This is a genomic window from Chryseomicrobium imtechense (assembly GCF_041475995.1).
In the GTDB taxonomy this organism is placed as follows: Bacteria; Bacillota; Bacilli; order Bacillales_A; family Planococcaceae; genus Chryseomicrobium; species Chryseomicrobium aureum.
The window spans coordinates 12,326-38,843 of record NZ_JBGOBM010000005.1 but is presented as its reverse complement, the minus strand read 5'-3'; the positions used below and the strand labels follow the sequence as shown (position 1 = coordinate 38,843).

Genomic DNA, 26,518 nt, shown 5'->3' with positions numbered 1-26,518 from the left:
TCATGCAATGGTATCTATTTTCTCGAAAAGAGTCAAGTGTAAAGGCTAAAAAATCTTTAGTCATACATAGATTAGATTCATATAAATACTATTTTACTATGTTATTTAAATTGTTTTATTAAAAAACCAAAAATTAATTTAAAATAATGCGAATAGTACTATTAAAATTATGAAAAAGGTGCTATTGTATGAGTAACAATTTTATTGAAAGAAAGAGGGCGATGATAGTGGGGAGAAAATTGTATTGGGTAGATGAAGCAGAGTCCATATTCTCACTCATCCAAGGTGCGTTGGAAAGGTCGAAAGCCCCTATTGCCGTTGTTTTTATAAAACCGCTGACAGAAGAAGCGAAAGTCGAAAATGAGGAAGTCTTAAAATTTATTCGTAACTCTGACTTAGTTTTTCATGATCCGGAAAAAGAAGGTTTGTGGGCAGTATTACCAAATAGTGGAAAGAAGGAAGTTCAAGCGTTTATAAAACGGCTGAAATCTCATTTTTCATTAGAAGATGTCCATAGTTACAAAGTTTTATTCACAGAAGTTCGAGACTCCAAAATGAGTTTAATGGAAGTTGTTAAAATCATGAAAAGTTCAACTGTGGATGAATCTCCAGTACATTACATTGGAGGACCGTGGACAATTACGGAGATGAGCACGATTAAAGTTAGTGTTATTGTAAACGACAAAATAGTTCAAGAAGTATTGCACCGATCAATTTCGACTATGAACTTTAAAAACTTCTTATTAGATGTCCGTTTATTTGAAGACGGTTTAGAATTCGAATCCTCAGAGTGGTACACAAGTGCTAATCATCATTTGGTCGTTTTAGACGATGTATTACCGAAGAAGAACGGTATTGAAGTCGTACATTTCCTAAGAAATCAAGCAAGTCATCAAAAATTTCATATCTTTATGTTGACGGACCGTGTCTCTGAAGAAAATCTAATTAATGCCTATCAAATGGGGATTGATGAAGTGATTCATAAGCCATTTAATCTTCGCTTGTTTGAAGCTCTCTTCAGAAGAACAATTGAGAGGCTGTGGTTCGAATGACAGTTTCAAGTATAACGCTATTATGGATTATTCTCGTCCTTTTAACACTTTTGCTGCTATTTAGTTTGTATTTAACAGTCTTACGGCTTTTAGAGAAGCGAAGATTAGCAAATGAAAAGAACTATATCGATCGTACCAAGCATTTATGGATGGACTACTTGTTTTATGGAGGGGACTGGGATGAACGTCTAATTCCAAAAGGACCGCTTGAAACAAATGCTACAGAGAAGCTACTCATCAATTTTTTAAATAGCGTGTATGTAGAAGGGACTCGGCAAAAGATTTACTTATTTGCTAACTCTTATTTAGAGGGGTACTACAGAAAAATGTTACGGAGCCCCGAGTGGAGTCATCGGATGAACGGACTTTATCGAACCATTGATTTTCAGTTAGTCGCATTAGCCGAAAGTCATCTGAAGCGCTGGGAGTCAAAGAAAGTAGCCACTGTAGAAGAAGATTATTATCTATCATTATTAAAAATTATGACTGGTAAGACAATAGCTTTGCATATTATCAAAGACGATGAACATCAATTTTCGGAACATCAAAATCGAGCACTTCTTTTAAAACTTGAAAATCGTCAACTGCAAGACTTGGTTCAGAATTATAGTTTTCTCTCTCGACCGGCAAAACTTTCTTTAATCGATGTTATTGGAGAGAAGAATTATGTGGAATATCAAGAATTTTTAATGAGCCAGCTTCAACTGGAAGAAGAGTCCGAAATTCGTATTCGCATTTTAAAGGCTATTGAAATGATTGGTTTTTATAAAGACTACTCTTCAATTGTGCCATTTCTCGAGTCGGACTATTGGGAAGAACGTATGCTTGCTGCTCGGCTGATTGGAACTTTCCCACTAGATGAGAGTATAGGTTACTTATTGCCTTTACTTGAAGATTCGAGTTGGTGGGTTCGTTCTACAGCTGCACGCTCAGTAGCTAAGCAAAAAAATGGGACTGAGCTATTGCTTGCATACAAAGATAGCACGCAGGATCGTTTTGCGGTTGAAATCATTGAAGAACAGCTTATGAGGGGAGTGTTTGCGTAATGGCCATTTGGGAAGCTATTTTAGTATTTTTTGGACGCTTTCTGATTTTTTACATGATCGGTGTCATTATCATATATACGCTTATGTTACTCCTCTCTTTATTAAAGCTGCGTAAAGAATACCAATTGGATAAAGAAGAGCTTGATGACGATTTTCTTTCTAGTTATTACTCAAAGCCTGTATCAATTTTAGTTCCAGCATTTAACGAAGAAAAAGGTGTGGTAGATAGTGTTCGGTCATTACTCAGCCTTCGCTACCCTCAATTTGAAGTCATAGTAATAAATGACGGGTCTACAGACCTCACAAAAGAAACGATGATTTCTTATTTTGCAATGGAAAAGCTGAACAAGGTCGTGCGCAAACAGTTGGAGAATGAAGAGATTGTTGCCATCTATCAATCTACGATTCACCCTAACTTACTTTTGGTCGACAAGCTGAACGGTGGAAAAGCAGATGCTCTAAATGCAGGTATCAATGTTTCCAGATTTCCGTATATCTGCTCCATTGATGGGGATTCAATATTAGAAGATCGTTCGTTATTGCGTATTATGAAGCCGATTGTTGCATCGAATGGAAAAGTAATAGCTGCTGGTGGGAATGTGCGTATTGCAAACGGCCTTTATGTGGAGCACGGTGCTATCTCAAGCCCTGCTCTACCAAACAACTTACTTGTTGTCATGCAAGCAGTCGAATATTTACGCGCATTTTTAATGGGACGGATTGCTCTAAGTCGCTATAATTTAGTGCTCATTATTTCTGGCGCCTTCTCCGTGTTCTCAAAGTCCTGGGTTATTAAAGCAGGAGGTTATGCGAAGAACACAATAGGAGAAGATATGGAACTGGTTGTTCGTTTGCACCGAGTACTTGCTGAAAGTAAAGAAAAGAAACGAATTGAATTTGTTCCGGATCCGGTTTGCTGGACAGAAGTTCCTTCTAAACTTTCCGTACTTCGAAAGCAACGAAGAAGGTGGCATCAAGGATTAACTGAGAGTTTATGGCGCCATAAACGAATGACCTTCAATCCAAAGTACGGAGCTGTTGGCATGGTATCGATGCCCTATTTCTGGTTGATTGAATTTCTAGGCCCGATTATTGAGATTGGAGGATACATTTATTTAATATTTGCTTTATTTGCAGGTGATGTATACATCGAAATTGCAATCTTGCTAGCATTATTACTGATACTTTATGGAAGTGTATTCTCAATGGGATCTGTATTAATGGAAGCTTGGAGTGTAAATCGCTACCCACGTATCCGAGATATTTATCGCCTGTTAATCATGGCTTTAACTGAAATCTTCTGGTACCGCCCATTGACGCTTTTATGGAGATTGGAAGGGCTTATTCGGACAATCTTTAGAAAACGCGAGTGGGGCAAAATGGAACGTACTGGTTTCCAGAAAAAGGAGATGACCTCGTGAATCGATTTATCTTAGTTGTACTTGTAGTGGCAGGCGTATTTGGCCTGCCCTATTTGCTTTGGGTGGCAACACCGAATTCATCAGTCACAGCTTCTGACCGAGTAAAAGATGATTTAGAAAACCATCAAGGAATAGATTGGTATTTTAAGCATGAAAAATATGCGGATTCAGACGATGCCACTATCGAATTAGATATTGTATCAGGATCAGTCAACGAACAGCGGTGGAGAGAAGCGACTACCTCAGAACAACTAAATAAATTGCTTCTAATACAACCGATTGATTGGCTAGGTGTACAAGACGAGTTGCTTACACGAGAAATAGAAGACTTCACAGGGGTTCGGTTTACAGGTTGGATTATGCGCTACTTCGAGGATTTGTCAGCAAGTAATCCTGATATTCCAGACTCGACTAAAGAATTAGTGGAAGGTAATTGGGAGTATGAGGGGAGCGGGTATATATTTACAAATGAACGAATCGAACAAACAGTTGTTATAGAATCGGAAGAAGTCTATCAGCATGGTGATTCGAATGATTGGGTAGAAAGTGATTATCGCGGTTGGATTCAGATTGTGACTACTCCGATTGAAGAGGACGTTTCATTTTGGTTTGCGCTCCCAGAATCTATTCACCAACAATTGCCTGTTGAATTGACAGAAGGACTAGTGCCAGCAATCGTGCAACGCGAGCATCCAGAGATTCAGTCTGTCTACATGGCAGCGGATTATCAATCTCTAGAATCGCCACCAGCACTTTACCAAATCTTTGGTTTGTCTTCTGTGTACAACTTCTTCTATGCAAATCGTGGGGACGGATTTTACTGGTCGACATTTACTTCCCAATTGACAAACATGGTTGCATCCGCAAAAGATTTGTCTGGTGTATCAGTCCGAAAGAATGAAGAATTGGTGAATCACTCAAGAATTTCGGGTGACCAGTTTGAAGTGCAAGTAGACGGGGACTGGCAAGAGATGTCCGTTAAAGGCGTAAATATTGGAATGGGTAAACCAGGATTCTTTCCAGGGGAAGCAGCGATTACAGAGGAAGAATATTATCGTTGGTTCCAACAAATCGGTGAAATGAATGCTAACACGATTCGAGTGTATACGGTCCATCCTCCAGGTTTTTATCGTGCATTGAAACGCTATAATGAAGAGCATGACGTCCCGCTTTATGTATTTCACGGCGCATGGACGGAAGAAGAGTTGTTAGAGGAAACACAAAATGCATTCAATGAGGAAACCAATAAACGATTTATTAAAGAATATCAAGACATTGTCGATGTGATACATGGGAATGCCCGAATTCTTCCCCAAGTAGGTCACGCTTCCGGTACTTACGAAGCAGATATATCGGAGTATGTAGTCGGCTGGATTATGGGGATTGAATGGTATCCGGAAATGGTTGTTGGAACGAATGAAGAAAATGATCATCTTAAAGATTACGATGGTCAATTTGTAAAAACAGAAAATGCGTCTCCTTTTGAACACTGGTTAGCGATGCATATGGATGGCATTTTAACCTATGAGGCAGACAATTATAATGAACTCCGCCCGATTAGCTTTACAAACTGGGTTACAACGGATTTGCTGGATCACCCATCCGAACCAAATATCGACGAGGATCTAGTAAGTGTGAATCCGAATGTAATTCGCTTGAAAAATGAAATGGAACCAATCGGTCAGTTCGCATCGTACCACGTTTATCCGTACTATCCAGACTTCTTAAATGTTGATAAGGAGTACTTAGAATATGTCGATCAAGATGGAGAGAAAAATAGTTATGCAGGCTATCTAAATGATTTACGGGCAGCACACGAGATGCCGGTTCTGATTGCTGAATTTGGAATCCCAGCTTCACGTGGTGGAACGCATATCAACCCTTATGGATGGAACCAAGGGAACGTGACAGAACAGCAACAAGGAGAATATGTTTCAAAACTGTTCCAAACAATTATGGCGGAAGACTATTTAGGTGGTTTAGTGTTCAGTTGGCAGGATGAGTGGTTCAAACGAACATGGAATACTCAAGAATATGATAATCGCGAACGACGCCCGTACTGGTCTAATCGACAGACAAATGAACAGAATTTTGGTTTGTTGAGCTTTGATTCTATGAGAGTACAAGTAGATGGGAGTTTCGAGGATTGGACAGAAGTAGACGACTTTATTGGAGATTCGTCTGCATCTCTAAAAGTCACGCATGATGAAGCCCATCTGTATTTAAAAATTGAAGGACTTCAGGATACGGAGCGAGCACGTATTGTTCTTGATACAATTCCTGATCAAGGAAATACGCAAATAGACGAAGTATCTTTTGAAGATGGAATTGATTTCATTGTGGATATGAATGGTGAAGAAAGCCGTTTAGTAGCTGATACGTACTACGATTATTATCATTATTTATATGGCAACGACCAAAAAATGATTGAGCCTGTTTCCAACGGAAGAAAGAATACAGGAAAATTTACACCAATCTATTATGTTCTAAACAAAAAGTTGTATTATCCAGAACTAGATGAAGTACTACCATTTGAATTTTATGAGACTGGAAAGTTGACACGGGGCAATGGTAATCCTAATTCAGCGGATTATAACTCACTTGCGGATTATGAGTTTGGAGACAATTCAGTAGAAATTAGAATTCCATGGCTGCTACTTCAATTTAGAGATCCAAGTCGCTTAGAAGTAATTGGGGATGTGTTCAAAGACGGTGAAGAGGCAAGTGAGTTTATCGAATCAATTGGAATTGGTCTCGTGATGGGAGAAGCGGAAGGGGCTAAGGTCGTATCAGAGGATGGAGGTCTTCGTCGTTATTCATGGGAGAGCTGGAACACCCCAACTTCAAAGGAACGCCTTAAAGAATCATACTATATCCTTCAACAAACATTTGAGGATTTAGAATGATGACGGAACAGTGTTCGTAGTGTAAACTAAGATAAATGACAAAATAAGTAGATAATTGATTCAAAATTACTATATTTCAATACTAATGAAAGGATGTGAAAAGTTTGAGAACGCATCTAACAAATGAAAAAGGGTACACACTTTTAATCACATTAGGTCTTGTAATGATGCTCATGCTTTTCATGTTCTCTTTCACGCGTATTGCTGTTTCACAAAAAGTGCAGGTTGAGAAAACAGATTCAAGCATTGTAACAACGGCGCTCGCAGAAATGGGAGCAGAGTTTTATAAAGAAGAGATCATCCGTGATGTGAATCAATTGATTGCTGACACAGCTACTAAGATGGATCAAGTGAAAAAAACTTCGACAAGTTACACAGATTTAACAACTAATATGACTGCACTTGCCACCACACAAAATGCGGAGTTAGCTGCTTATTATGCCAACACTGTCTATATGGAAACTGCTTCAACACCACCATCCATTGTGGCGGGCTATACGACAATTGTAGATCAACAGACCAGAGGGTACCGGCTTATTGAGCGTTCAAATTTGAATACAGAGGATTCCACGCTATCTTTGAAAGTGGTCGGATTTACCGAGACGGATGTCAGTGAACCGATAGAGTTATTTATAGAGTTACCGGAACAACTAATGTGGCAAGGAGACAAGACAGACTCCTTTATCACGTCTTATACATTTGCACAATATGCCTCTTTACCAAATAATGATACGATTGTAGTAACCAACCCAATCAATACGGCAAATGGTCAAACTTATAATTTTGAAGGAGAGCATTTTTACTACTTTCAACAAGGTGGGACATTCAACCATCAACAATTCGGATCAGGGGGAAGTTTGTTAAATGTAAATGTTCTCTCCGGAGCTTCTTTATCTTTTGAAAAGCATTTCCAAGTAAAAAACTCAAATTTAATTACAACAACACTAGATTTAGAATTCAATTCAAACTCTCAAACAGAGATTGATAGTTCTCATATCATTGCCAACCGAATTATTATTACAAAAGGTTCTACCGAGGAACAAATAGTCAATCCAAATAATGATAGTCAACGTGTCGATTTTATGAATGGCTCGACCGTATGTCTGTTACCAGACCCGTCGATTTCACAAGCAGCTTATGATTTAAATGTGTCCAACCTAAAGAACGTACTTCTCTACAAAGACACTTCAACTTTTGTCTACCGGAAATCAAATGGAGCTTATTATGCGTACACCCGAACTGGTGAAAGTGCTTTATCAACTGACTATGCATCAGACCCGATTTATCAGTCAGCGTGTAATATACGCATGGCAGTAGAAGAGGAAAAAACAGTATTTGAGGCGTACGATCCAAATAATATGCGACTAGCAGATGTCATTTATCAATAAAAAAACAGTAGTTTACTTATTAGGCTAAGTGAACTACTGTTTTTATTTGTAATTTTTATGGATGCCTGTCACATATAAATCCCTCCACCCAGGCCGCTATTTCCTGGGAGGATTTCCCCGAGCCTCCCCACGTAAGATGAAAGAAGGGCATTTTCATCTTCGTTGCCGGGTCTCGTGAAAACCCTGATGACCCGGGAAATAACAACCTGGCCTACGGGATTTATAATAGGTGCCTGTCACCATTTACCACTGGTTCCCAGATGGTGCCTGTCACCCTATACACTGTTTAGGACAGCGGGCGAGTTCTATATTCATTACTTGCCGACTTTATTAATCGACAAGAGGAGGTAGTGAGTTCCTGGGGAATCAGAGTATGGCGGAGACCCCGCAGTGGAGGCGAGAAGTGCGAGCTTCTCGTATGCCAAGAGGAGGCTCCGCTATGCTCCCCCTGGAACTCACTACCGCATCGCCAGAGATTGAATCCATTACTACTATTCTCTAAATTTATGCGTTCTCAGGAGTTGCTGCAACTGCAACAGTTTCTTGTTGTTGTTTCTCTAAATGCATCTCAGTCAATTTCAGAGTACGCGCAGTCGAATTCAACAAATCAAAGAACAATTCACGGTTGTCTGAGAGAGAAACTCCATAAGAAGGAACCATTTCTTTCACACGTGGTTGCCATTCTTCAATAAACTCTGGGAAACAACGTTCCAATACTTCCAACATGACATGTACAGCAGTTGAAGCTCCCGGAGAAGCCCCGAGTAAAGCAGCTACTGAGCCATCCGTTGCGCTCACAACTTCTGTTCCAAACTGAAGTGTTCCTTTGCCGCCGACCTCTGTATCTTTAATGACCTGTACACGTTGACCTGCAACGACAGTTCCCCAGTCCTCTGCTTTTGCATCTGGGATGAACTCACGTAATTCTTCTACACGTTTGTCGTGAGACAGCATGACTTGTTCAATTAAATACTTTGTTAAAGACATTTCTTTTGCGCCAGCTGCAAGCATCGTAAACACGTTATTTGGCGTAACAGACTTGATTAAATCTAAGTTTGAACCTGTCTTCAAAAATTTCGGTGAGAAGCCTGCGAATGGACCAAACAATAAAGATTTCTTGCCATCGATATAGCGTGTATCCAAGTGAGGCACAGACATTGGAGGAGCGCCGACTTTTGCTTTTCCATACACTTTCGCATGATGCTTTTCTACAATTTCGGGGTTATTACAAACGAGGAACAACCCGCTGACAGGGAATCCTCCAATGTTTTTGGATTCGTGAATACCTGATTTTTGTAAAAGGTGAAGGCTTCCGCCACCCGCCCCGATAAATACGAAGTCTGCTTGGTGGTATTCCCATTCTTTCGTCTCGTGATTCGTCACCTTTAATTCCCAGCGACGATCTTCTAAACGCGTCAAATTGTCGACACGATGTTTGTAGTTCACTTCCACATCTTGCTGTTGTAAATAGTCAAACAACATACGTGTCAATGCACCGAAGTTTACGTCTGTTCCAGTGTCGATTTTCGTTGCAGCAATCGGCTGACCATCTGTGCGATTGTTCATGATAACTGGAATCCACTCGGCAAGTTTTTTCGGGTCTTTTGAAAATTCCATTCCTTCAAATAAAGGGTTCGTTTTTAAAGCTTCGAATCGTTTATGAAGAAAATCAACATCCGCTTCACCTTGCACCATACTCATGTGTGGAATCGGCATGATAAAATCTTCTGGCTTTTTGAGTAATCCTTTTTCCACTAAGAAAGACCAAAACTGACGAGATAATTGGAACTGTTCATTTACTTTAATTGCTTTTGTAATATCAATGGAGCCATCTTTTGCTTGCGGTGTGTAGTTCAATTCGCAAAGAGCTGCATGTCCTGTACCTGCGTTGTTCCATTCGTTCGAACTTTCTATACCCGCCGCATCTAATTTTTCAAATACTTTAATGTTCCAATGAGGGACTAATTCTTTTAGTAAAGCACCGAGTGTGGCACTCATTACACCGGCACCGATCAAAATAACATCCATTTGTTTATCCTGACTGTTCATGATTGCGTTCCACATCCTTGAGTTTAATTAAGCGCTTTCGCCTATTAAAAAAAGCAGGTTCTCCAACTGAACGGGGAACATACTTCATGATTTATATACGTACATTCATTATTATACGCCTGTTGACTGACAAATTTCTACTATTATTTACTAAGTAGAATGCATGTAAAAATTAGGATATGATAGAGAAAATAGGACGGAGGTTCAATATGCCATACATACTTATACGTGATGATATTACAACATTGAAGGTAGATGCAGTAGTAAACGCCGCAAACAAGGAACTTCTAGAAGGTGGCGGAGTGTGTGGTGCAATCTTTGATAAGGCGGGAAGAGCAAAGTTAAAAGAAGCTTGTACTCTTCTTGCTCCCATTCAGACAGGGCAAGCAGTCGTAACACCAGGATTTGGATTACCCGCTGCATTTATTATTCATACTGTAGGACCTAAATGGAATGGGGGATTACAAAAAGAAGAAGAACTTTTACAGAGCTGTTATGAAAACGCTTTAGAGCTAGCTTGTGATCATCAATTAAAGAGCGTTGCATTTCCGTTGATTTCGGCAGGAGTCTATGGATTTCCCAAAGAAAAAGCGTTTTTAATCGCCAAAAAAACTATTCAAGCATTTGTTGAAAAAAAGGATATTACAGTATTTCTTGTTCTCTTTGATCAAAATTCTGTCCAAGTGAGTCAACAGTTAAAACAATCGATTGAAGAATTCATTGATGAACATTCTGTGCACCGATTAGAAAAGAAATATGGGCGGGAACGCAATAAAATGCAAGTGGACGAAGCGTTTTCATTTCAAGAACTACCTACTTTTGAATCAACGAAAAGGTCGACACTTGACGACTTCTTAGCTACTACTGATGAGACATTTTCTGATAAACTAATCCGGTTGATTGATGAGAGAGGATTATCCGATCCGTATGTCTACCGAAAGGCAAATATCGATCGACGACTTTTTTCAAAGATTCGTTCCAAACGTGAGTATCAGCCTAAAAAGTCTACCGCGCTCTCTTTAGCTATTGCTTTAGAATTGTCCCTTGAAGAGACACAAGAGCTTTTAGCAGCCGCAGGGTACTCCTTATCAAAAAGTACAAAATTTGATTTGATTATTGAATACTTTATTCGCAATCAGAACTATGATATTTATACAATCAACGAAGTTCTCTTTACGTATCATCAGCCACTGTTGGGAGCGTCATGATGTCGCTTTTGAAGCGACCATGAGAATGTCTTCTGTTGGTAGACTCTAGATAGATTATATCTAGAGGAGGAACTAAAAATGAAAACAGAAGTACTCTTTATTCTTGATCGCAGCGGTTCAATGAGTGGGTTAGAGAAGGATACTGTTGGCGGTTACAACAGTCTAATCACAAAGCAACGAGAAGTTGAAGGCGATGTTCGGATTAGCACCTTACTTTTTGATCATCACCTAGAATGGGTACACGACCGGACGAGTATTCATGAAGTGCGGGCTTTGACAGAGAAAGAATACTACGTACGAGGAACGACGGCATTGCTTGATGCTATCGGTTATGGAATTCAGAAGATGAAGACCATTCAAAAAAATGAAGATGTGAAGGTGTTAGTTGTAATCACAACAGACGGTATGGAAAATGCTAGTAAAGAGTATACGACGAAGTCTGTTCAACAACTCATTTCAGCTCAAACGGCATTAGGATGGGAGTTCTTGTTTTTAGGAGCGAACATCGATGCAGTTGCCACTGCTCAACAGTTTGGAATTCATCGTGACTATGCTGTCAACTACCATGCCGATGCGAAAGGAACTGAGTTGAACTTTGCTTCTATAAATGAAGCCGTGTCTTCTGTTCGATCGGGCAAAAAGATTACGAGGGAATGGAAGAAACAAGTCGAACAAGATTTCCACCAACGAAGCTAAAAAACCAGTAGTTTCTCTGACTAAATATCAGAGAAACTACTGGTTTTGGTTTGTCTTAATGAGTATTTTACCAGTCGGTGCCTGTCACCATTTACCAGTGGTTCCCAGATGGTGCCTGTCACCATATATCAGAGTTGCATCTTCAGAACTCGGAAGCTAGGACGCCATTTCCCGGGCTATCGGAGTTTTGCCGAGACCCCGCAACAAGACAAAGTCGATGTGAGGAGGCTCGGTGAAAGTCCCCCAGGAAATGGTGTTCAAGCTGTAGAGATTTCAACTTTAGAGTAGCGTTCTACACATCTAAGATTTTGCTCCAGAAAACTTATCCACAAGAACAGTCAAAGCCCCGTCCCCTGTAACATTCGTAGCCGTACCAAAGCTATCTTGCGCTAAATACAATGCAATCATAAGAGAAACCATCGTTGGGTCAAACCCAAGCATTGTTTCAAGTAGACCCGCTGCAGCCATTACAGCGCCACCTGGGACACCCGGCGCAGCAATCATCATTACGCCAAGTAACAAGATGAATGGCCCCATTTCTGACAAACTAGGTGCTCCACCAGTTAACAGGATTACTCCCATAGAACAACTTACAAGAGTGATCATACTACCTGATAAATGGATTGTTGCAAATAACGGTACAGCAAATTCCGCAATTTTTTCGTTAACCCCTGTTTTCTTAGCTGACTGCAAAGTTACTGGTATTGTCGCAGCTGATGATTGTGTACCAAGAGCAGTGAAGTAGGCAGGTAACATCGTGCGAATCAAACGCAATGGATTCTTTCCGCTCGCGACTCCTGCAGTCGTATATTGAAGTAGAAGCATGGTGATATGAAGTGCAATGATCAGTATGAAGACTTTGGCGAAAACCGACAAAATCGATTGGACTTGACCACCATACGTCATGTTCATGAAAATTCCTAAAATATGAATCGGTAATAGTGGAATGATCACGTACGTGATTAATTTTTCAATAATGCGTTGGAATTCATCCATAATTGTACGCAAGTTTGTACTGTTTGTAGCTGAAATTCCGATACCTAAGACAAATGCAAAAATTAGTGCACTCATGACACCCATAATTGGAGGGATTTCAAGTTCAAAAAAACCGCCAAGCAGTGCTTCTCCTGGATTTACTACATTTCCTGCAGTTGTGTTTTCGACGAAGCCAGGTAACAATAAACTTCCTACAGTAAACGCCAATGTTCCAGCTATGATTGTTGAAACATATGCTGTAGTTGTCGTAACACCTAAAAGTTTCCCAGCCCCTTTGCCTAGATGAGCAATCCCAGGAACGATAAACCCAATAATGATAAGTGGGATTGCAAAGCCTAAGAACCCACCAAAGAGCCCGTTAAATGTAGCGAAAAACTTCACAACGTTTTCAGGAACAAATGAACCTAGTACTACTCCTAATACTATTGCCAGTATAATTCGAGGTAACAAACCAAACTTGATTTTCATATGCTTACGTCCTTCCTAAAAACACATTTGTTTTTCATGGAAGTATCATATCACGGAATAGTAAAAATACTTATTTTTTGAATAAATAGAATAATAAAATGAATTAACTTGATTTAAAAAATAATTTTCATGAAAATCTCTGGTACACTTGTACTACTAAACTGAAAGGAGAAAACAGATGAAATCAAAGATAATTGATTGGCCAACATTTATAGGTGCATTTTTACTTTTGATGGCAGTCACATTGCCACTCGTGTTCTTTCCTGAATCAGGTAGAGTAATTGTTGGTCTAGCAAACGAATATATGACAACAAATTTTGGAATCTTGTATCTTGCGATGGGATTAGGTGCATTCTTCTTTTTAATTTTTGTTGCATTCAGTAAAAATGGACATATTAAATTAGGAGAAGAAGGGGAAGAACCAGAATTCAATACGTTTTCCTGGGCTGCGATGTTATTTGCTGCCGGTATTGGATCAAGTATTTTATATTGGTCTGTGATTGAGTGGGTCTATTACTATCAGGGACCTCCATTTGGTTTAGAGCCAGAATCTCCAGAAGCTATCCCTTGGGCAACGGCTTATGGAATGTTCCATTGGGGACCGATTGCCTGGGCTATTTACACACTTCCTGCACTTCCAATTGCTTACTTCTATTATGTACGAAAAAAGAGTGTTCTTAAAGTAAGTGAAGCAGTACGACCAGTGTTAGGAAAGTGGGTCGACGGTCCACTTGGTAAAATCATTGATATTTTATTTATATTCGGCTTACTAGGGGGCGCAGGTACTACACTAGCTCTTGGAACTCCGATGATTGCTGAAGGGGTTAATTATTTGACTGGCATTCCTGTAAACCTTCTTACTCAAGCACTTATTATGTTGTTATGTACAATTATATTTGCTATTAGCTCAGCCTCAGGTTTGAAAAAAGGGATAAAAGTGTTAAGTGATTTAAATATCTGGTTAGCACTATTCCTACTTGCGGTTGTATTATTCTTCGGTCCTACACGTTTTATAGTGGAGACTACTTTTAATGGAGTTGGGTTAATTTTAGATAACTTCTTTAGAATGGCAACATGGGCAGAGCCATTTGGGAATTTAGGTGGATTTACTGAAAGTGGATTCCCGGAAGCGTGGACAGTGTTTTACTGGGCTTGGTGGCTTGTGTATGCTCCGTTCGTTGGATTATTTATTGCTCGTATTTCTAGAGGAAGAACAATTCGTTCAATGATTTTTGGAACAATGATCTACGGAACTCTTGGGTGTGTCCTGTTCTTTGGAATCTTTGGGAACTACGGTCTGCATTTACAACTCACGGGTCAATTTGATGTCATTAGCTTTATGGAAACCAATGGTCCTGCTGCTACGATTATTGCAGTAGTGTCACAATTGCCTTTCTCTTACTTAATGGTGTTAGTATTTACAGTGCTCTCCATTATATTCTTAGCCACAACGTTTGACTCCTCGTCGTATATACTTGCTTCTGTCGTTCAAAAATCTGTTGATGGAGAGCCTTTACTGTGGAATCGACTATTCTGGGCATTCACATTGTGCATCTTACCACTTTCACTCCTCTTCCTTGGTGGGCTTGATACATTACAAACGGCCAGTATAGTAGGGGGATTCCCTCTGATTTTTATTATGTTCTTACTCGGATGGTCGTTCATGCGAGCATCTAACAGGGATATTGAAGCATCGGATGAGTATGAGTCTCCTACAATTTATTTGAAATTGCGTGCGAGAAAGAAAAAGCGCACACCTTTGGAGGCATTGAAGGATAATAACCCTACTAAAAAAGAATAGCAAATAAATCCTGTAACTGATAAATTTAGTTGCGGGCTCACAAGTCACGCTTGCCACAACTACAAAAGATGCTACGATTTATTACACAGTAGATGGGTCTGACCCTTCTGACTCAAATCAAGCAACGCAAGTCTACACAATGCCTATTGAAATCAATGGAGCAACTACAATTAAAGCTATTGCAAAAAAAGATGGTTTGGAAACTAGTGCTATTCAAACGTATAGCTATACTCTGATTCAAAGCCAGACTGTAGCAGAAGTACGAGCTGCGACTTTAAAATCTTCTGTAGTTACAGAAGGAATTGTAACAACGGACATTGCGAAGTTCGGTAACAATGGCTTCTATATTCAAGATGCTACTGCAGGTATCTATGTTTATACAACTACTGATACTGGTGTGAAGCAGGGTGACCGTATTCAAATCCAAGGAACTCTTGATGCTTTCCAAAATGAATTACAAATCACGAACCCCACGATTACTAAGCTAGATACAAACAATCCATTACCAGAAGTGCAGGTTGTACCAGCTTCAGGTGTAAATGCTTCTACGCAAGGGGAACGTTTACTTCTTGAAGAAGCTGTTGTCTCAAATTTACGTGATCCTGGATTTGGAACAATCGAATTCACAGCAACTACAGAAGATGGTTCATCTGTAGTAGTGCGCAATGACAACCGAAATGGCTACACATATGAAGACTTTATTCGTCAATATTCAAATGGAGACATTTTGGACATTTACGGGATTGCAGGTACGTTCAATACGACATTCCAATTGAAAACAACAGGTGCATCAAGCTTTGAACTTTCTACAAAACCTGCTGTATTTACAAATGTTTTCCCGGGTGCAGTAAATGAGGGTCAATCCATTGAACTTCTAACAGAGTGGGAAAATGCAACAATTTACTATACTCTTGATGGTTCTACACCAACGACAGAGAGTACAGTTTATGAAGGTCCTATCGTTCTTGAAGAAACTACTACAATCAAGGCGATTGCAGTGACATCTTCTGAAACATCAGAAGTATTCTCATTTAAATTTACTGTTTTAAAGACTGAAAATGTAACAATTGAAGAAATTCAAGGAGAAGATCACTATTCTCCATACACTGGTGCTGGTGTGGCAGGAGTGACGGGCGTTATCACTCACTTCTATAACTCAGCGAACTTCTTTATTCAAACTGTGGACCCTGACGATAACCCTGCAACTGCAGAGGGGATTGCGGTCAACTTACCAAATGCAGCTTCTACTTACAAAGTAGGTGATCTAATCACTGTAAGTGGAACTGTTCAAGAAAATTTCTATGAAGGGTATTCCGATAACCGTCAGACAGACCTACCAATTACACGTATCGGGAATTCTACAGTATCAAAAATTGGAACAGCAGAACTACCTGAACCAATTCGTATCGGCGTTGATCGTATGCCACCTACAAAAATTATTGATAACGATAACTTAACTTCGTTTGATCCAGATGAAGATGGGATTGATTTCTGGGAGTCATTAGAGGGAATGCGCGTATCTGTTCCAAACGCTCATATCGTTGGACCACAGAAGTTTGGTGAAGTAATTGTCGTGAACACTGAAGCGACAAATAACGAGTTGAACCTGCTTGGTGGAATCACTATTTCAGCAGACGATTACAATCCAGAACGTGTCATCTTTGATATTGACAATGAATCGTATGTTGCAAAATCAGGAGATCGTTTTGCAACAGCTCCTGTTGGTGTTGTGGGCTATGGATTTGGGAACTATAAAGTCTTTACATCTGTCGAGCAATTACCAGAATTAATTGAAGGTACACATCCAGATGAAACAACTTCCATTGAAGTAGCGGATGAAAAACTGACAGTTGCTACTTATAATGTAGAAAACTTCTCAGCAAACGCTTCTCAAACATCGGACGAAAAAGTTGAACGCATTGCGAAATCGTTCGTGGACAAAATGAAATCTCCAGATATTATCGGACTTGTAGAAGTACAAGATAACGATGGTTCTGTAGATTCAGGAAATCCAGATGCATCTCAGTCCTATGAGCGTTTAATTGCAGCGATTAAAGCTGCTGGTGGTCCAGAGTATTCGTATACAGATATTGCACCTGTTCACAATCAAGATGGTGGGCAACCGGGCGGAAACATTCGTGTTGGATACTTATACAATGCAGATCGTGTAGAACTAGTTCCAGGTACGAAAGGAACTTCAACCCAGGCAACGCAGTGGACAGATTCTGGCTCTTTAACATTGAATCCAGGTCGTATTTTAGATCTTCCACAACCGAACACACGTAAACCCCTTGCTGCTGAATTTATGTTCAATGGTGAGAAAGTTGTAGTGATTACAGCTCACTTAAACTCTAAGGGCGGGGACCAAGGCTTGTTTGGTAAAAATCAACCACCGGTATTGGGCTCTGAACCTGAACGTATCGAACTTGCCAAAATGATTAATAGCTTCATCCAAAAAGGGCTCGACAAAAATCCTGACCTAAACGTAGTAGTGGCAGGGGATATGAATGACTTTGAATTCACTCCAGCACTTGCAGCACTTAAAGGTGATATTTTAGTCAACATGATTGAACAAGTACCGGTAGAAGACCGTTTCACGTACTACTACCAAGGAAACAATCAAGTTCTTGATCACATCCTAGTAACGAAAAACTTACTTGAAAAAACAGTCGTTGATATTTTGCATATCAATGCAAATAAAATGGAAGAGCATGGACGAGCTTCTGACCATGACCCAGTTCTTATTCAAGTAGACTTTACGAAGGAAGTAATCCCACCGGTTCCACCACTAGTTTATGATCGCTACCTTCGTTATGAAAATACGAAGACAGGTAAGCTTGTGGTCGCTACTCCGAACACACATGTGACTATCGGAGAAAATGTGCGTATTAATAACGGGATTGAAGTCAAATCGCAGGTTGCAGGTATTACAGGAAGTGGGCTAGAGGATCGTACAGTTCTATTGAATCCTAACAAATCAAATGCTCAATATGATTTAGAAGGAACCGTTATTAAAGAAATCGTGATTTCAGGTAAAGAAAAAATTGAGTTAAGAAATGCATTTAATGTTGGAAAGATTTCATATACTAAAGGTGCTTCGGAACAGAACATCACCTTTATTGATACGATGAATACGCTAGCTCAACCAGAAGAACCTGAACAACCAACAGATCCAGTTGACCCAGTCGATCCAGTGAGCTACGATTCGGTTGATGGGTATTACACGGGGCTTGCAAATCTAACAGGTGAAGCGCTGAAAGACGCGCTTCACGACATTATTGACGAGCAAATCGTATTATCGTATTCCCAAGTCTGGACAGCTTTAAAATATACAGACGAGGATCCAAACAACACAAACAACGTTTCTTTATTCTATTCTGGCGTTTCACGTTCAAAAGACCGTAATGGAGGAAATGTTGGTGACTGGAATCGTGAACACGTTTGGGCAAAGTCTCATGGTAACTTTGGGACTAGCAATGGTCCTGGAACAGATATCCATCACTTACGTGCAACTGATGTTCAAGTAAACAGTTCACGTGGAAATCTTGACTTTGATTGGGGCGGTACTCCTGTTACTAACTGTCCAGATTGTAAGCGAGATGGCGATTCATTCGAGCCACCTACACGAGTAAAAGGGGATGTGGCGCGTATGTTATTCTACATGGCGACTCGCTATGATGAAACAGATCGTGTGGATTTAGAGCTGAATGAAAAAGTAAATAATGGTTCAGCTCCATACCATGGGAAGCTTTCTGTTTTACTTGAGTGGCACAAACTTGATCCAGTAGATGCTGTTGAGATCGAACGCAACAATCGTATATTTGAAGCACAAGAAAATCGCAATCCGTTCATCGATAACCCACAGTGGGCAGAGATGGTATTTGGATTAAATTAATTTCTATTCTTGTGAAACTATTTTAATTCTAAAACGTACTACTTAGTGCCAACCATTGTCTGGCATAGAAAAGAGCGCTGTCCAACCAGCGCTCTTTTTGTATGCATTTAGTTAAGGCAGCTTTTAGTGCTTTAGAGCGGGCGTCTACCGTATTCCCGGTCCGCATAAAGCAAATGCTTTCCATTGTTAACATCATCATAATATTGTTTTCGTTCACTTTCCTCAAAACTCATGCGATTAAAATGTTCATTTGACTCATCGTCTCCGGTAACAAATTCTTTGAATTTCTCCCATAGACCTTCTTTTTCATGGCCTTCATGGTCATTGTGACCTCTATAAATACTCATCCGGTCCTCGCGTTTTGACATAACATACATGTCTTCATCCGTATATCCCTCTGCACGTAATCTATCCATTTCATTTTGAAGGTCTTGCTCATTGTCAAACGTTCTGTAATAACGATTTTCCATAAATGAATTGCCTCCTTGTTTTTTAGGAATGTGAAAATGTGCTGCCACTCCTACAGTTCCACCGCTACTCAATACGTAAACTTGCAATCCAAAAATAGGGAGTATATTCCTAAGTTCTTGCATGGGGTGAAGATGTACTGGTAGACTAGACAAATCAAAACCGATTAAGGAAGTGGTTAAATGGTGGATGCTGTGATTATCTTTATCGCACAGCTGATCTATGTTCCAATACTTACATTACGAACTATCATGATGGTTAAGGGAATGAAAGCAAAAGCAGCTAGCTTTGGAATATTAGAAGGAATTATCTATGTAGTAGCTCTTGGAATCGTATTTAGTGATCTTTCAAACTATATGAATATGGTTTCTTATGCACTAGGTTTCGGTATAGGGATTTATTTAGGCCAAACCCTCGAGCAACGACTTGCAATAGGATTTGTTTCATTGGAAGTAAATGTGATGAACAAGAATGAAGAAATGATTGATCGACTTCGCAGTGAAGGGTTTAGTGTTTCAACATCTGAAGTGGAGGGGATGAATGAAGCACGACGTTACCGCCTAGACTGTACGGCTAGACGTGACAGAGAGCAAGAATTTATTCGAATCGTCAGTGAGTATGAACCTAATGCATTTATCGTCTCGTATGAGCCTCGTAACTTTAAAGGCGGATATATTACAAAGTCAATGAAACGGAATCGGAAACTCGCAAAAGAGAAGCAGCAGGGAGGTGCACAATGAAAAGCATTATTTTTGATTTAGACGGTACGCTGTGGGATTCTCGTCAGACGATCGCAGAAGCCTGGACGGAAGCCATCCAACACCATATCCCAGACCATTCTGGATTTACGAAAGAAGACATCGGGAATTTAATGGGCTTGCAAATACCCGTCATTGCGGAGAAGTTATTTCCAGATGAAACACTTGAACGCCGCAAACAGTTAATGGATGCTTGTGCGGTAGTTGATCAGAAACTGATTCGCCAAAAGGGTGGAAAGCTATTTGATCATTTAGAAGCAACTTTAAAACTACTAGCCAAACAACATGACCTCTATATTGTCTCGAACTGTGAAGACGGCTACATTGAAGCATTTTACGAAGCACATGGCTTAGAATCTTATTTTAAAGACTATGAAAATCCTGGTCGAACAGGCTTGTCTAAAGGGGAAAATATACTCCTCGTAATGGAACGGAATTCAATTGATCAAGCAGTTTATGTAGGAGATACACAAGGTGATCTCGACGCAGCTCGCCACGCAGGAATTCCATTTATCTTTGCAAGTTACGGGTTTGGAACACCTGAAGACTATGATGAAAAGATAACTACGTTTAAAGAACTAGTTAAATTGATGGACACTAAATGAAACCATTTCATTTATCAACCGTATAGTTAGTCATCATACTTAAAGGAGCGAACATTATGAGTAATTTACGCGTTGCAAAGATCATTGCATTGATTTTTCAAGTGATTTTAGCGATTCCTATTCTTGGAGGAACGATAGTAGTTTCAACAGGGTATAGTGCTCTTGGACTTGGCTTTGTCATTCACGCTGTTGTATTAGTTTTAGCGCTTAAAAACAATGGAGCAAAACTTGGGGCGATATTTGGAATGGTCACGAGCGTAATCGCTTGGATTCCATTCGTTGGATGGGCATTCCATACAATCACTGCTGTGATTTATGCGCTTGAAGTTTTAACAAGAAAAGAATAATTAGAAAAAGCCGCCAGCGCTGGCGGCTTTTTTTATTGAGTTTATTTCTTACCTTTAGAAGATTTATCAATAGTGACCTTAAACTCAGTTTCGTTCCCAGCCAAATCAACTGCTTTAATGGTTGCAGTTGTAGATGCACCTGTTAATGGAACGGATAAAGTTGTAGTACGAGAGAAAGGAGTCATGCCATAAGGCTCTGATTGAGCATTGTAATAAATCTCACTATCATTGAGATATAAACGAATTTCATCAAAATTGTCTTTGACCGTTACTGGTAACTCGAAACTTGTTGCATTAGAAGCAGCTACAAACTTCTTCGTTTTTGTAGAAATTGTAGCAGGAGTCGTGTCAACGAAAATTTGTCGTTGAACAGAAGTTTCATTACCTTCATCATCTAAAGCTTCTACCCGTAGAACATGTACACCGTCTTTAAACGATAGAGGCGCTGAATAATTCAGACCATCAAAACTCGCAATTTGACCGTTTACCTTGACGGACACTACTTTAGAGTTGTCTGTTACTTGACCTGTTACCACAACATTTTTTTGACTGCTTACGGAGAAGAAACCAGGTGATTTAATTGATACAACCGGTGCATCATAACTAGATTTCCATGTCTCATCTTGCGTTGAATCTGGTTCTACCGGTGTGGATGGAGTTGTAGAATCACTGTTGTCTACTGATTCTCCAACAATTTGACTTGAACTTGAATTACCAGCAACATCCCAAACCACTAGTTGTACTGATGAACCTTCAAATTCATTCAAATCAATTGTTTCAATAGTAGAATAGATTGTTTTTGCCACCTTACCATCAACCACTACTTCCAGTCGATCAAAGCCAGAACCTTCTTCTCGAATATCGAGATTTACTAATTGCGTATCACCGTCATAATCTGTGTATAATTCTGGAGATGTTGTATCCAAGTAAAGACTATATTCTTTAACTTGCCACTGAGCATCCTTGAAATCAACTTTTGCTTTCAACTGAATTTTGTATTGACCATCTTGTGCAATAGTTCCATTCAGTTTGCCATCCCACGAGTATCCCGAATTAAATACATAAGGATTTGACGCGATGTAATTCTTTCTTAAATCATAATCGTTACGTAGCGTTCTTACTACTTGACCCGTAGCGTCCACCACATTTACTTGGAATTCCTTTGCATTTCTCATTAACGACAAAATCGGCTGTACTGTATCTTGTCGCCCATCCCCATTTGGAGAGAAAGCAAATGAGTTAGGATCTACACTATCCTCAGCTGATGACTTACCTAATAAAGGTGATAAACCATTCGCAGTTGGCGTATAAAGGCCTTGGAAGCCCCAGAACGTGTCTTCTTCTTCCCATAAATCATTATCGAAGATAGGTGCATCATCCCATGACCCGTTAAATCCGAAGAATGGAACTACAAGAGGCTGTAGGACTTCATCTTCTTCAGTTGGGGTTGCATCTGTAAGTGTTACAAATCCATCAATAAAATAGCCATTTGTGAAGTAATCTTTTAACCATTGGGAGTAGGAAGCGTCAACAACAAATTTCAGTTCCTTCGACTCTTTTCCTTTTAGTGTAATTGAATTTTCGAAGTTTGCTTTATACTCGTAAGAATCTTCTTCAGAGTTTTCAGTTCCTTCTGTAAATACATAAGAGCCGTATCTAGAGTCATTTGAAATAGTTACAAATTTACCGCCGCCAACGTTTACTGGTGCATCAGATTGCAGCTGTAATCCCACGTTATATGTTTTTTCAGTTTTTCCAAAGTTTTCAACATTCAAAGTGAATTCAAATTTGCCATTTTCAATTTCTTTTAAAGCAACCTTTGCTTCACCTGTTTCTTTATTAGTTACTAGCACATCTGTTTCTAAAGCATTCGCTAGTTGCATAATCCCAGCACCTTGGCGACGAGGCGAAACGTATTCACCTGGAGTCAATTCGATAGGCTTTGCTGTGTTCATCAACAAGTTTTTAGCAAGTAATGATCGTTTTGCACCTTTTGCTTTAAATTCGCGATCAACTCTCTCTAATACTAAGGCCGAACCACCTGCTACATGAGGAGCAGCCATAGAAGTACCTGACATTAAACCATACGTATCGTTATTTAATGTAGAATAAATATTTCCACCAGGAGCAGTGATTTCTGGTTTAAAGTCTAAGTTTGGTGTAGGCCCCCATGATGTAAATGAACTCATTTTACCTGCTTCTGGGTTAGCAGTGTTAACGATTCTACCATCAAAAGTTACAGATACTTTATTACCAGCAGTCAGTTCATTTTTCATCGCCAATCCATCTGTTTGTAGAGCAGACATATACGGAATTGTGATAGAAGGGTCTGACGCCATGTTAATTGTACCGGCAGCATTATTGTAAACAATTACACCTGCTGCTCCGGCGTTCAGTGCATTCAAACCTTTTTCAACAAATGAAATTTGACCACGTGATACAAGTGCATATTTGCCTGAGAGGTCTTTTCCATTGAAATCCTCAGGTAAACCGAAACCTGCATCAACTAATTCAAACTCAGTATCTGCTTTAGGTTCTACATCGTTTGCCAATAAATAAAGTGCCTCTCCAGCATCCGCACCATTCACCTGATAACTAAAACCTTTAGCAGCTAGAACTGAATTCTCAAACGAAGCTACTCCGAACGAATCTTTCGAAACGGAAGGAGATCCAGTTAGTCCATAATCTTGGTTTTCAGTAGAAGGATACCAAGTTCCTGAACCAAACATGTCCGAATTTCCAGCAGAAATCGATACAATCATTCCGTTCTTTTGAGCACGAGAAACTGCCTGTTGCTCTGGACTATCGCCATTTTGGTATCCAGCAGTAGATCCAAGTGACATATTTATTACATCTGCACCTAACTTTATTGCATCATCAATTGCTTTTACATAAATATCACCGAATGTTGAAGGAAATTCAGGGTCGTTACCAAATACTTTTAAAGCGAGAATCTGGGATTCTGGTGCAACGCCTTTAATTCCTCCATTGGATTCATCACCATTTGCTCCGACTGTTCCAGAAACATGTTGTCCATGCATACTTGCTCCAGGGCCTAGGTCGCGAACTTCTGTATTATCATCCATATAGTTATAGCCAAATGGAATTTTATCACTGAAGTATTTTCCAGCTTCAATTTTTCCCTGGCGAACTAACTTTGAAATCTCCTTAGATTCTAATTCTTCATTCGTATCTTCTGAGAGAACAAAGTCTCTATGTGAAGGGTCAATTCCTGAGTCAATAACACCAATGACCATACCTTCACCTTTAAAGTTGTACTGTTCCCATGCCAGCTGTGCTTGAACGAGCTCTTTAGAACTTGTCATTTCCGGCGTTTCAACAGGACGTGTATATTCAAGGGCTTCATAAACTGCTTTGACACCTTCAACATCTGCTAAGTTTTCTAATTCTTTAGCTGTAACTTCAGCAGAGAAGCCATTGAAAGCGGTTGTAAATTCTTGTTTAAACTGAATTCCTTTTACTTTCTTCTTAGCATTTTCTTTAACTTTATTTTGTTTACCTTTAATTTTAGTTTCTATGGCAGTTTGTTCAGTTTCCGACAGGTCTTTGTATCGTTTACCTAATTTAGTGGCCTCTTCAATTCCAGGAGCTTCCTCCATTTCTACAATTACTCGAACAACTTCATTTTCATCTTGTGGTACTTGAAGAAGCAAATTTGTAGGCAATTGAGGCTTTTGTTGAGAAAAGCTTGAAATGTGTTTAGATAGTTCAGTGGAAGCTTGTGAAGAAGGAGCTCCGAATGAAGCTGTGCTTAATGCTAATGCTGTAGCCATAGCGATAACGATAGTTTTTTTCTGATTCACTAAATTTCCCCCTGTTAGTAGTTTGAATTGCGTAACAATTAAAAATTTACCATAAACTAACTATAATTTATCGTTACATAAGTGTTACAAATATTAAGAATAAATTAAATTTTTCAATCTTAATTCAGATAGCTTATTGACAAAAAATCACCTGCGAAGAAAGTATAACGAAATTAAACAGTTTTTTATTTATCTTGATTCGAAAGGTGGAGATGTAATTTATAAGAGAATTAAAAAACTTGGCATTTAGCCAAGTTTTATACGTTATTCATTCTTACTTGTAGAGCCTGAATCCAATCCCTGGACCTTCTTTGATTTCATAAAGTGCATAATCGGCTTCGTTTAAAAGTTGATTTTTATTTTTAGCGGTCCCTGGAAAGTGGGAGCAGCCAATTCCTACTCTTATTGAAATTTCTTTTCCTCGGTAATAGAAGGGCTGCTCAAATTGAGAGAGAATGCGAGAAGCCAAATTATTGATTATATCTAACTCTTTTATATGGGGCACAATAATCGCAAATTCGTCGCCTCCGAAGCGTGCTACCATATCCTGATCTCGAACAACTTGTTCCAGTCGATGTGCGGTTTCACGAATAACAGCATCTCCCGTGTCATGGCCAAATTCATCATTGATGCGCTTGAATTTGTATCCATCTAATAAGAACACGGCAACATAGTCTCCGGTTTGGCCTGCTTGTTCAAGTAAATAGTCAAGACGGTCATCAAAAGCGCGACGATTCGGGAGGCCGGAAAGATGATCGATAAACGCCATTCGTTGCAACTCATCTTGAATAGTTGTTTCAACTGTTGCGTCACGCACTAACACATACCAGCCTTGGCGAGTGGTTGCAATAAGAATAGGTATAAATTTCACTTTGATGTAGTGCCGCTCGATTTGATTCCGTAGTGTAATCCAGAGCTCATGTTGTGAATTTTTCATAGGTTTTGGAACAGTAGTGAACCATTCTGAAAAAAAGTTTGTTGTAAACCAGTCAGATAGGTAAGTGGATTGTATTTCATCTGATGTTCCCTTTAAAAAGCGTTTTGCTTCAGGATTACATTTCACGATTTTTCCATTATCATCTACTTGGAAGATCGCTTCATTATTGTATTCGATCAACGATTCCAATCGCAGTCTTTCTTCTTCTAGTTCTTTTTGGGCTAATTTTAAATTCTGCAATGCTTGCTCATGGCTTGTGATGTCACGTACAATTGCAAGAATAAAGTGAAGGTTGTGCTCTTTCATATACACAGGAGTAAGCAAGCTCTCACCAATGATTTGTTGTCCCCTATGTTCGATAGGTGCAGTGAAAAGGACTTTCTCTTGAGTGATCCTTGCTTCTTCATAATAAGAAAACAGGCGTTTGTAAGCACTTTCAGAAACAACATCATGTAAGTAGACCGGGTTAGACAAATCAGGCAAATTCACTGTATCTTTAGCCGCTCTATTTGCATAAATGTATTCATAGTCTTTGCCAGTGAACCGCATCACAAACAATAAGTCATCTATTTGATCAAATGCTTGGGTCATGAGCGATAAAAAATCAGACTCAAGCTCATGGAAAATTCGATGGATTCGCACTGCCTCACCTC

General features: G+C 39.5%; 17 protein-coding genes. 12 read left to right on the top strand and 5 right to left on the bottom strand.

Translation table 11 applies throughout. The features are described from left to right. Positions 1-227 precede the first annotated feature (227 nt). The 5 genes from AB5N96_RS06325 to AB5N96_RS06305 all read left to right on the top strand — a co-directional run bounded on the left by AB5N96_RS06325 (position 228) and on the right by AB5N96_RS06305 (position 7,813). Complete coding sequence (locus AB5N96_RS06325) at positions 228-1,052, top strand: response regulator (protein WP_499704972.1); 825 nt, start codon at positions 228-230, stop codon at positions 1,050-1,052. After that, entirely contained in the window at positions 1,049-2,098 is a 1,050-nt protein-coding gene (locus AB5N96_RS06320; RefSeq protein WP_499704971.1) for a HEAT repeat domain-containing protein, read from the top strand. The genes AB5N96_RS06325 and AB5N96_RS06320 overlap by 4 nt, the downstream gene beginning before the upstream one ends. Continuing rightward, positions 2,098-3,519 (top strand): glycosyltransferase family 2 protein, encoded by a 1,422-nt coding sequence (locus AB5N96_RS06315; RefSeq protein WP_392454381.1) that lies wholly within the window; start codon positions 2,098-2,100, stop codon positions 3,517-3,519. Before AB5N96_RS06320 ends, AB5N96_RS06315 begins: the two co-directional genes overlap by 1 nt. Beyond that, positions 3,516-6,425: a glycoside hydrolase family 113 protein gene (locus tag AB5N96_RS06310; protein ID WP_499704970.1), complete on the top strand. Its 2,910-nt coding sequence runs from the start codon at positions 3,516-3,518 to the stop codon at positions 6,423-6,425. Before AB5N96_RS06315 ends, AB5N96_RS06310 begins: the two co-directional genes overlap by 4 nt. Positions 6,426-6,529: 104 nt before the next feature. Beyond that, positions 6,530-7,813, top strand: coding sequence for a hypothetical protein (locus AB5N96_RS06305; RefSeq protein WP_499704969.1), 1,284 nt, complete (start codon positions 6,530-6,532; stop codon positions 7,811-7,813). 504 nt (positions 7,814-8,317) lie between these two features. On the opposite strand, the gene AB5N96_RS06300 is transcribed toward AB5N96_RS06305, so the two are convergent. Then, positions 8,318-9,862: a malate:quinone oxidoreductase gene (locus AB5N96_RS06300; protein ID WP_204590556.1), complete on the bottom strand. Its 1,545-nt coding sequence runs from the start codon at positions 9,860-9,862 to the stop codon at positions 8,318-8,320. A 209-nt stretch (positions 9,863-10,071) separates the two neighbouring features. On the opposite strand from AB5N96_RS06300, the gene AB5N96_RS06295 reads away from it, so the two are divergent. Both AB5N96_RS06295 and AB5N96_RS06290 read left to right on the top strand, forming a co-directional pair. Then, positions 10,072-11,070: a macro domain-containing protein gene (locus AB5N96_RS06295; RefSeq protein ID WP_204590555.1), complete on the top strand. Its 999-nt coding sequence runs from the start codon at positions 10,072-10,074 to the stop codon at positions 11,068-11,070. A gap of 78 nt (positions 11,071-11,148) precedes the next feature. Then, positions 11,149-11,766, top strand: a complete 618-nt coding sequence (locus AB5N96_RS06290; RefSeq protein ID WP_204590554.1) for a vWA domain-containing protein — start codon at positions 11,149-11,151, stop codon at positions 11,764-11,766. 300 nt (positions 11,767-12,066) lie between these two features. Here the strand turns inward: AB5N96_RS06290 and AB5N96_RS06285 are convergent, their stop codons facing one another. Further along, the gene (locus AB5N96_RS06285) at positions 12,067-13,230 is read right to left on the bottom strand and encodes a dicarboxylate/amino acid:cation symporter (RefSeq protein WP_204590553.1); all 1,164 of its coding nucleotides are present in this window, start codon (positions 13,228-13,230) and stop codon (positions 12,067-12,069) included. A gap of 178 nt (positions 13,231-13,408) precedes the next feature. Here AB5N96_RS06285 and AB5N96_RS06280 point away from each other — a divergent pair, with 178 nt between their 5' ends. After that, positions 13,409-15,031: a BCCT family transporter gene (locus tag AB5N96_RS06280; RefSeq protein WP_499704968.1), complete on the top strand. Its 1,623-nt coding sequence runs from the start codon at positions 13,409-13,411 to the stop codon at positions 15,029-15,031. Between the two features lie 16 nt (positions 15,032-15,047). Further along, on the top strand, positions 15,048-18,926 hold the full coding sequence (locus tag AB5N96_RS06275) for an endonuclease (protein WP_499705091.1): 3,879 nt from the start codon (positions 15,048-15,050) through the stop codon (positions 18,924-18,926). Positions 18,927-19,057: 131 nt separating this feature from the next. Here the strand turns inward: AB5N96_RS06275 and AB5N96_RS06270 are convergent, their stop codons facing one another. Next, entirely contained in the window at positions 19,058-19,396 is a 339-nt protein-coding gene (locus AB5N96_RS06270) for a YflT domain-containing protein (protein ID WP_204590550.1), read from the bottom strand. 180 nt (positions 19,397-19,576) lie between these two features. On the opposite strand from AB5N96_RS06270, the gene AB5N96_RS06265 reads away from it, so the two are divergent. The 3 genes from AB5N96_RS06265 to AB5N96_RS06255 are packed head-to-tail and all read left to right on the top strand — an operon-like array spanning position 19,577 to position 21,104. Next, complete coding sequence (locus AB5N96_RS06265; protein ID WP_204590549.1) at positions 19,577-20,134, top strand: DUF2179 domain-containing protein; 558 nt, start codon at positions 19,577-19,579, stop codon at positions 20,132-20,134. Further along, positions 20,131-20,757: an HAD family hydrolase gene (locus tag AB5N96_RS06260; protein WP_204590548.1), complete on the top strand. Its 627-nt coding sequence runs from the start codon at positions 20,131-20,133 to the stop codon at positions 20,755-20,757. The genes AB5N96_RS06265 and AB5N96_RS06260 overlap by 4 nt, the downstream gene beginning before the upstream one ends. Positions 20,758-20,813: 56 nt before the next feature. After that, entirely contained in the window at positions 20,814-21,104 is a 291-nt protein-coding gene (locus AB5N96_RS06255) for a hypothetical protein (protein ID WP_204590547.1), read from the top strand. A 41-nt stretch (positions 21,105-21,145) separates the two neighbouring features. Here AB5N96_RS06255 and AB5N96_RS06250 read toward each other — a convergent pair whose 3' ends face one another. Both AB5N96_RS06250 and AB5N96_RS06245 read right to left on the bottom strand, forming a co-directional pair. After that, positions 21,146-24,928 (bottom strand): S8 family serine peptidase, encoded by a 3,783-nt coding sequence (locus tag AB5N96_RS06250; RefSeq protein WP_338032459.1) that lies wholly within the window; start codon positions 24,926-24,928, stop codon positions 21,146-21,148. Between the two features lie 274 nt (positions 24,929-25,202). Continuing rightward, positions 25,203-26,507, bottom strand: coding sequence for a diguanylate cyclase domain-containing protein (locus tag AB5N96_RS06245; RefSeq protein WP_499704967.1), 1,305 nt, complete (start codon positions 26,505-26,507; stop codon positions 25,203-25,205). Between the last annotated feature and the right edge of the window lie 11 nt (positions 26,508-26,518).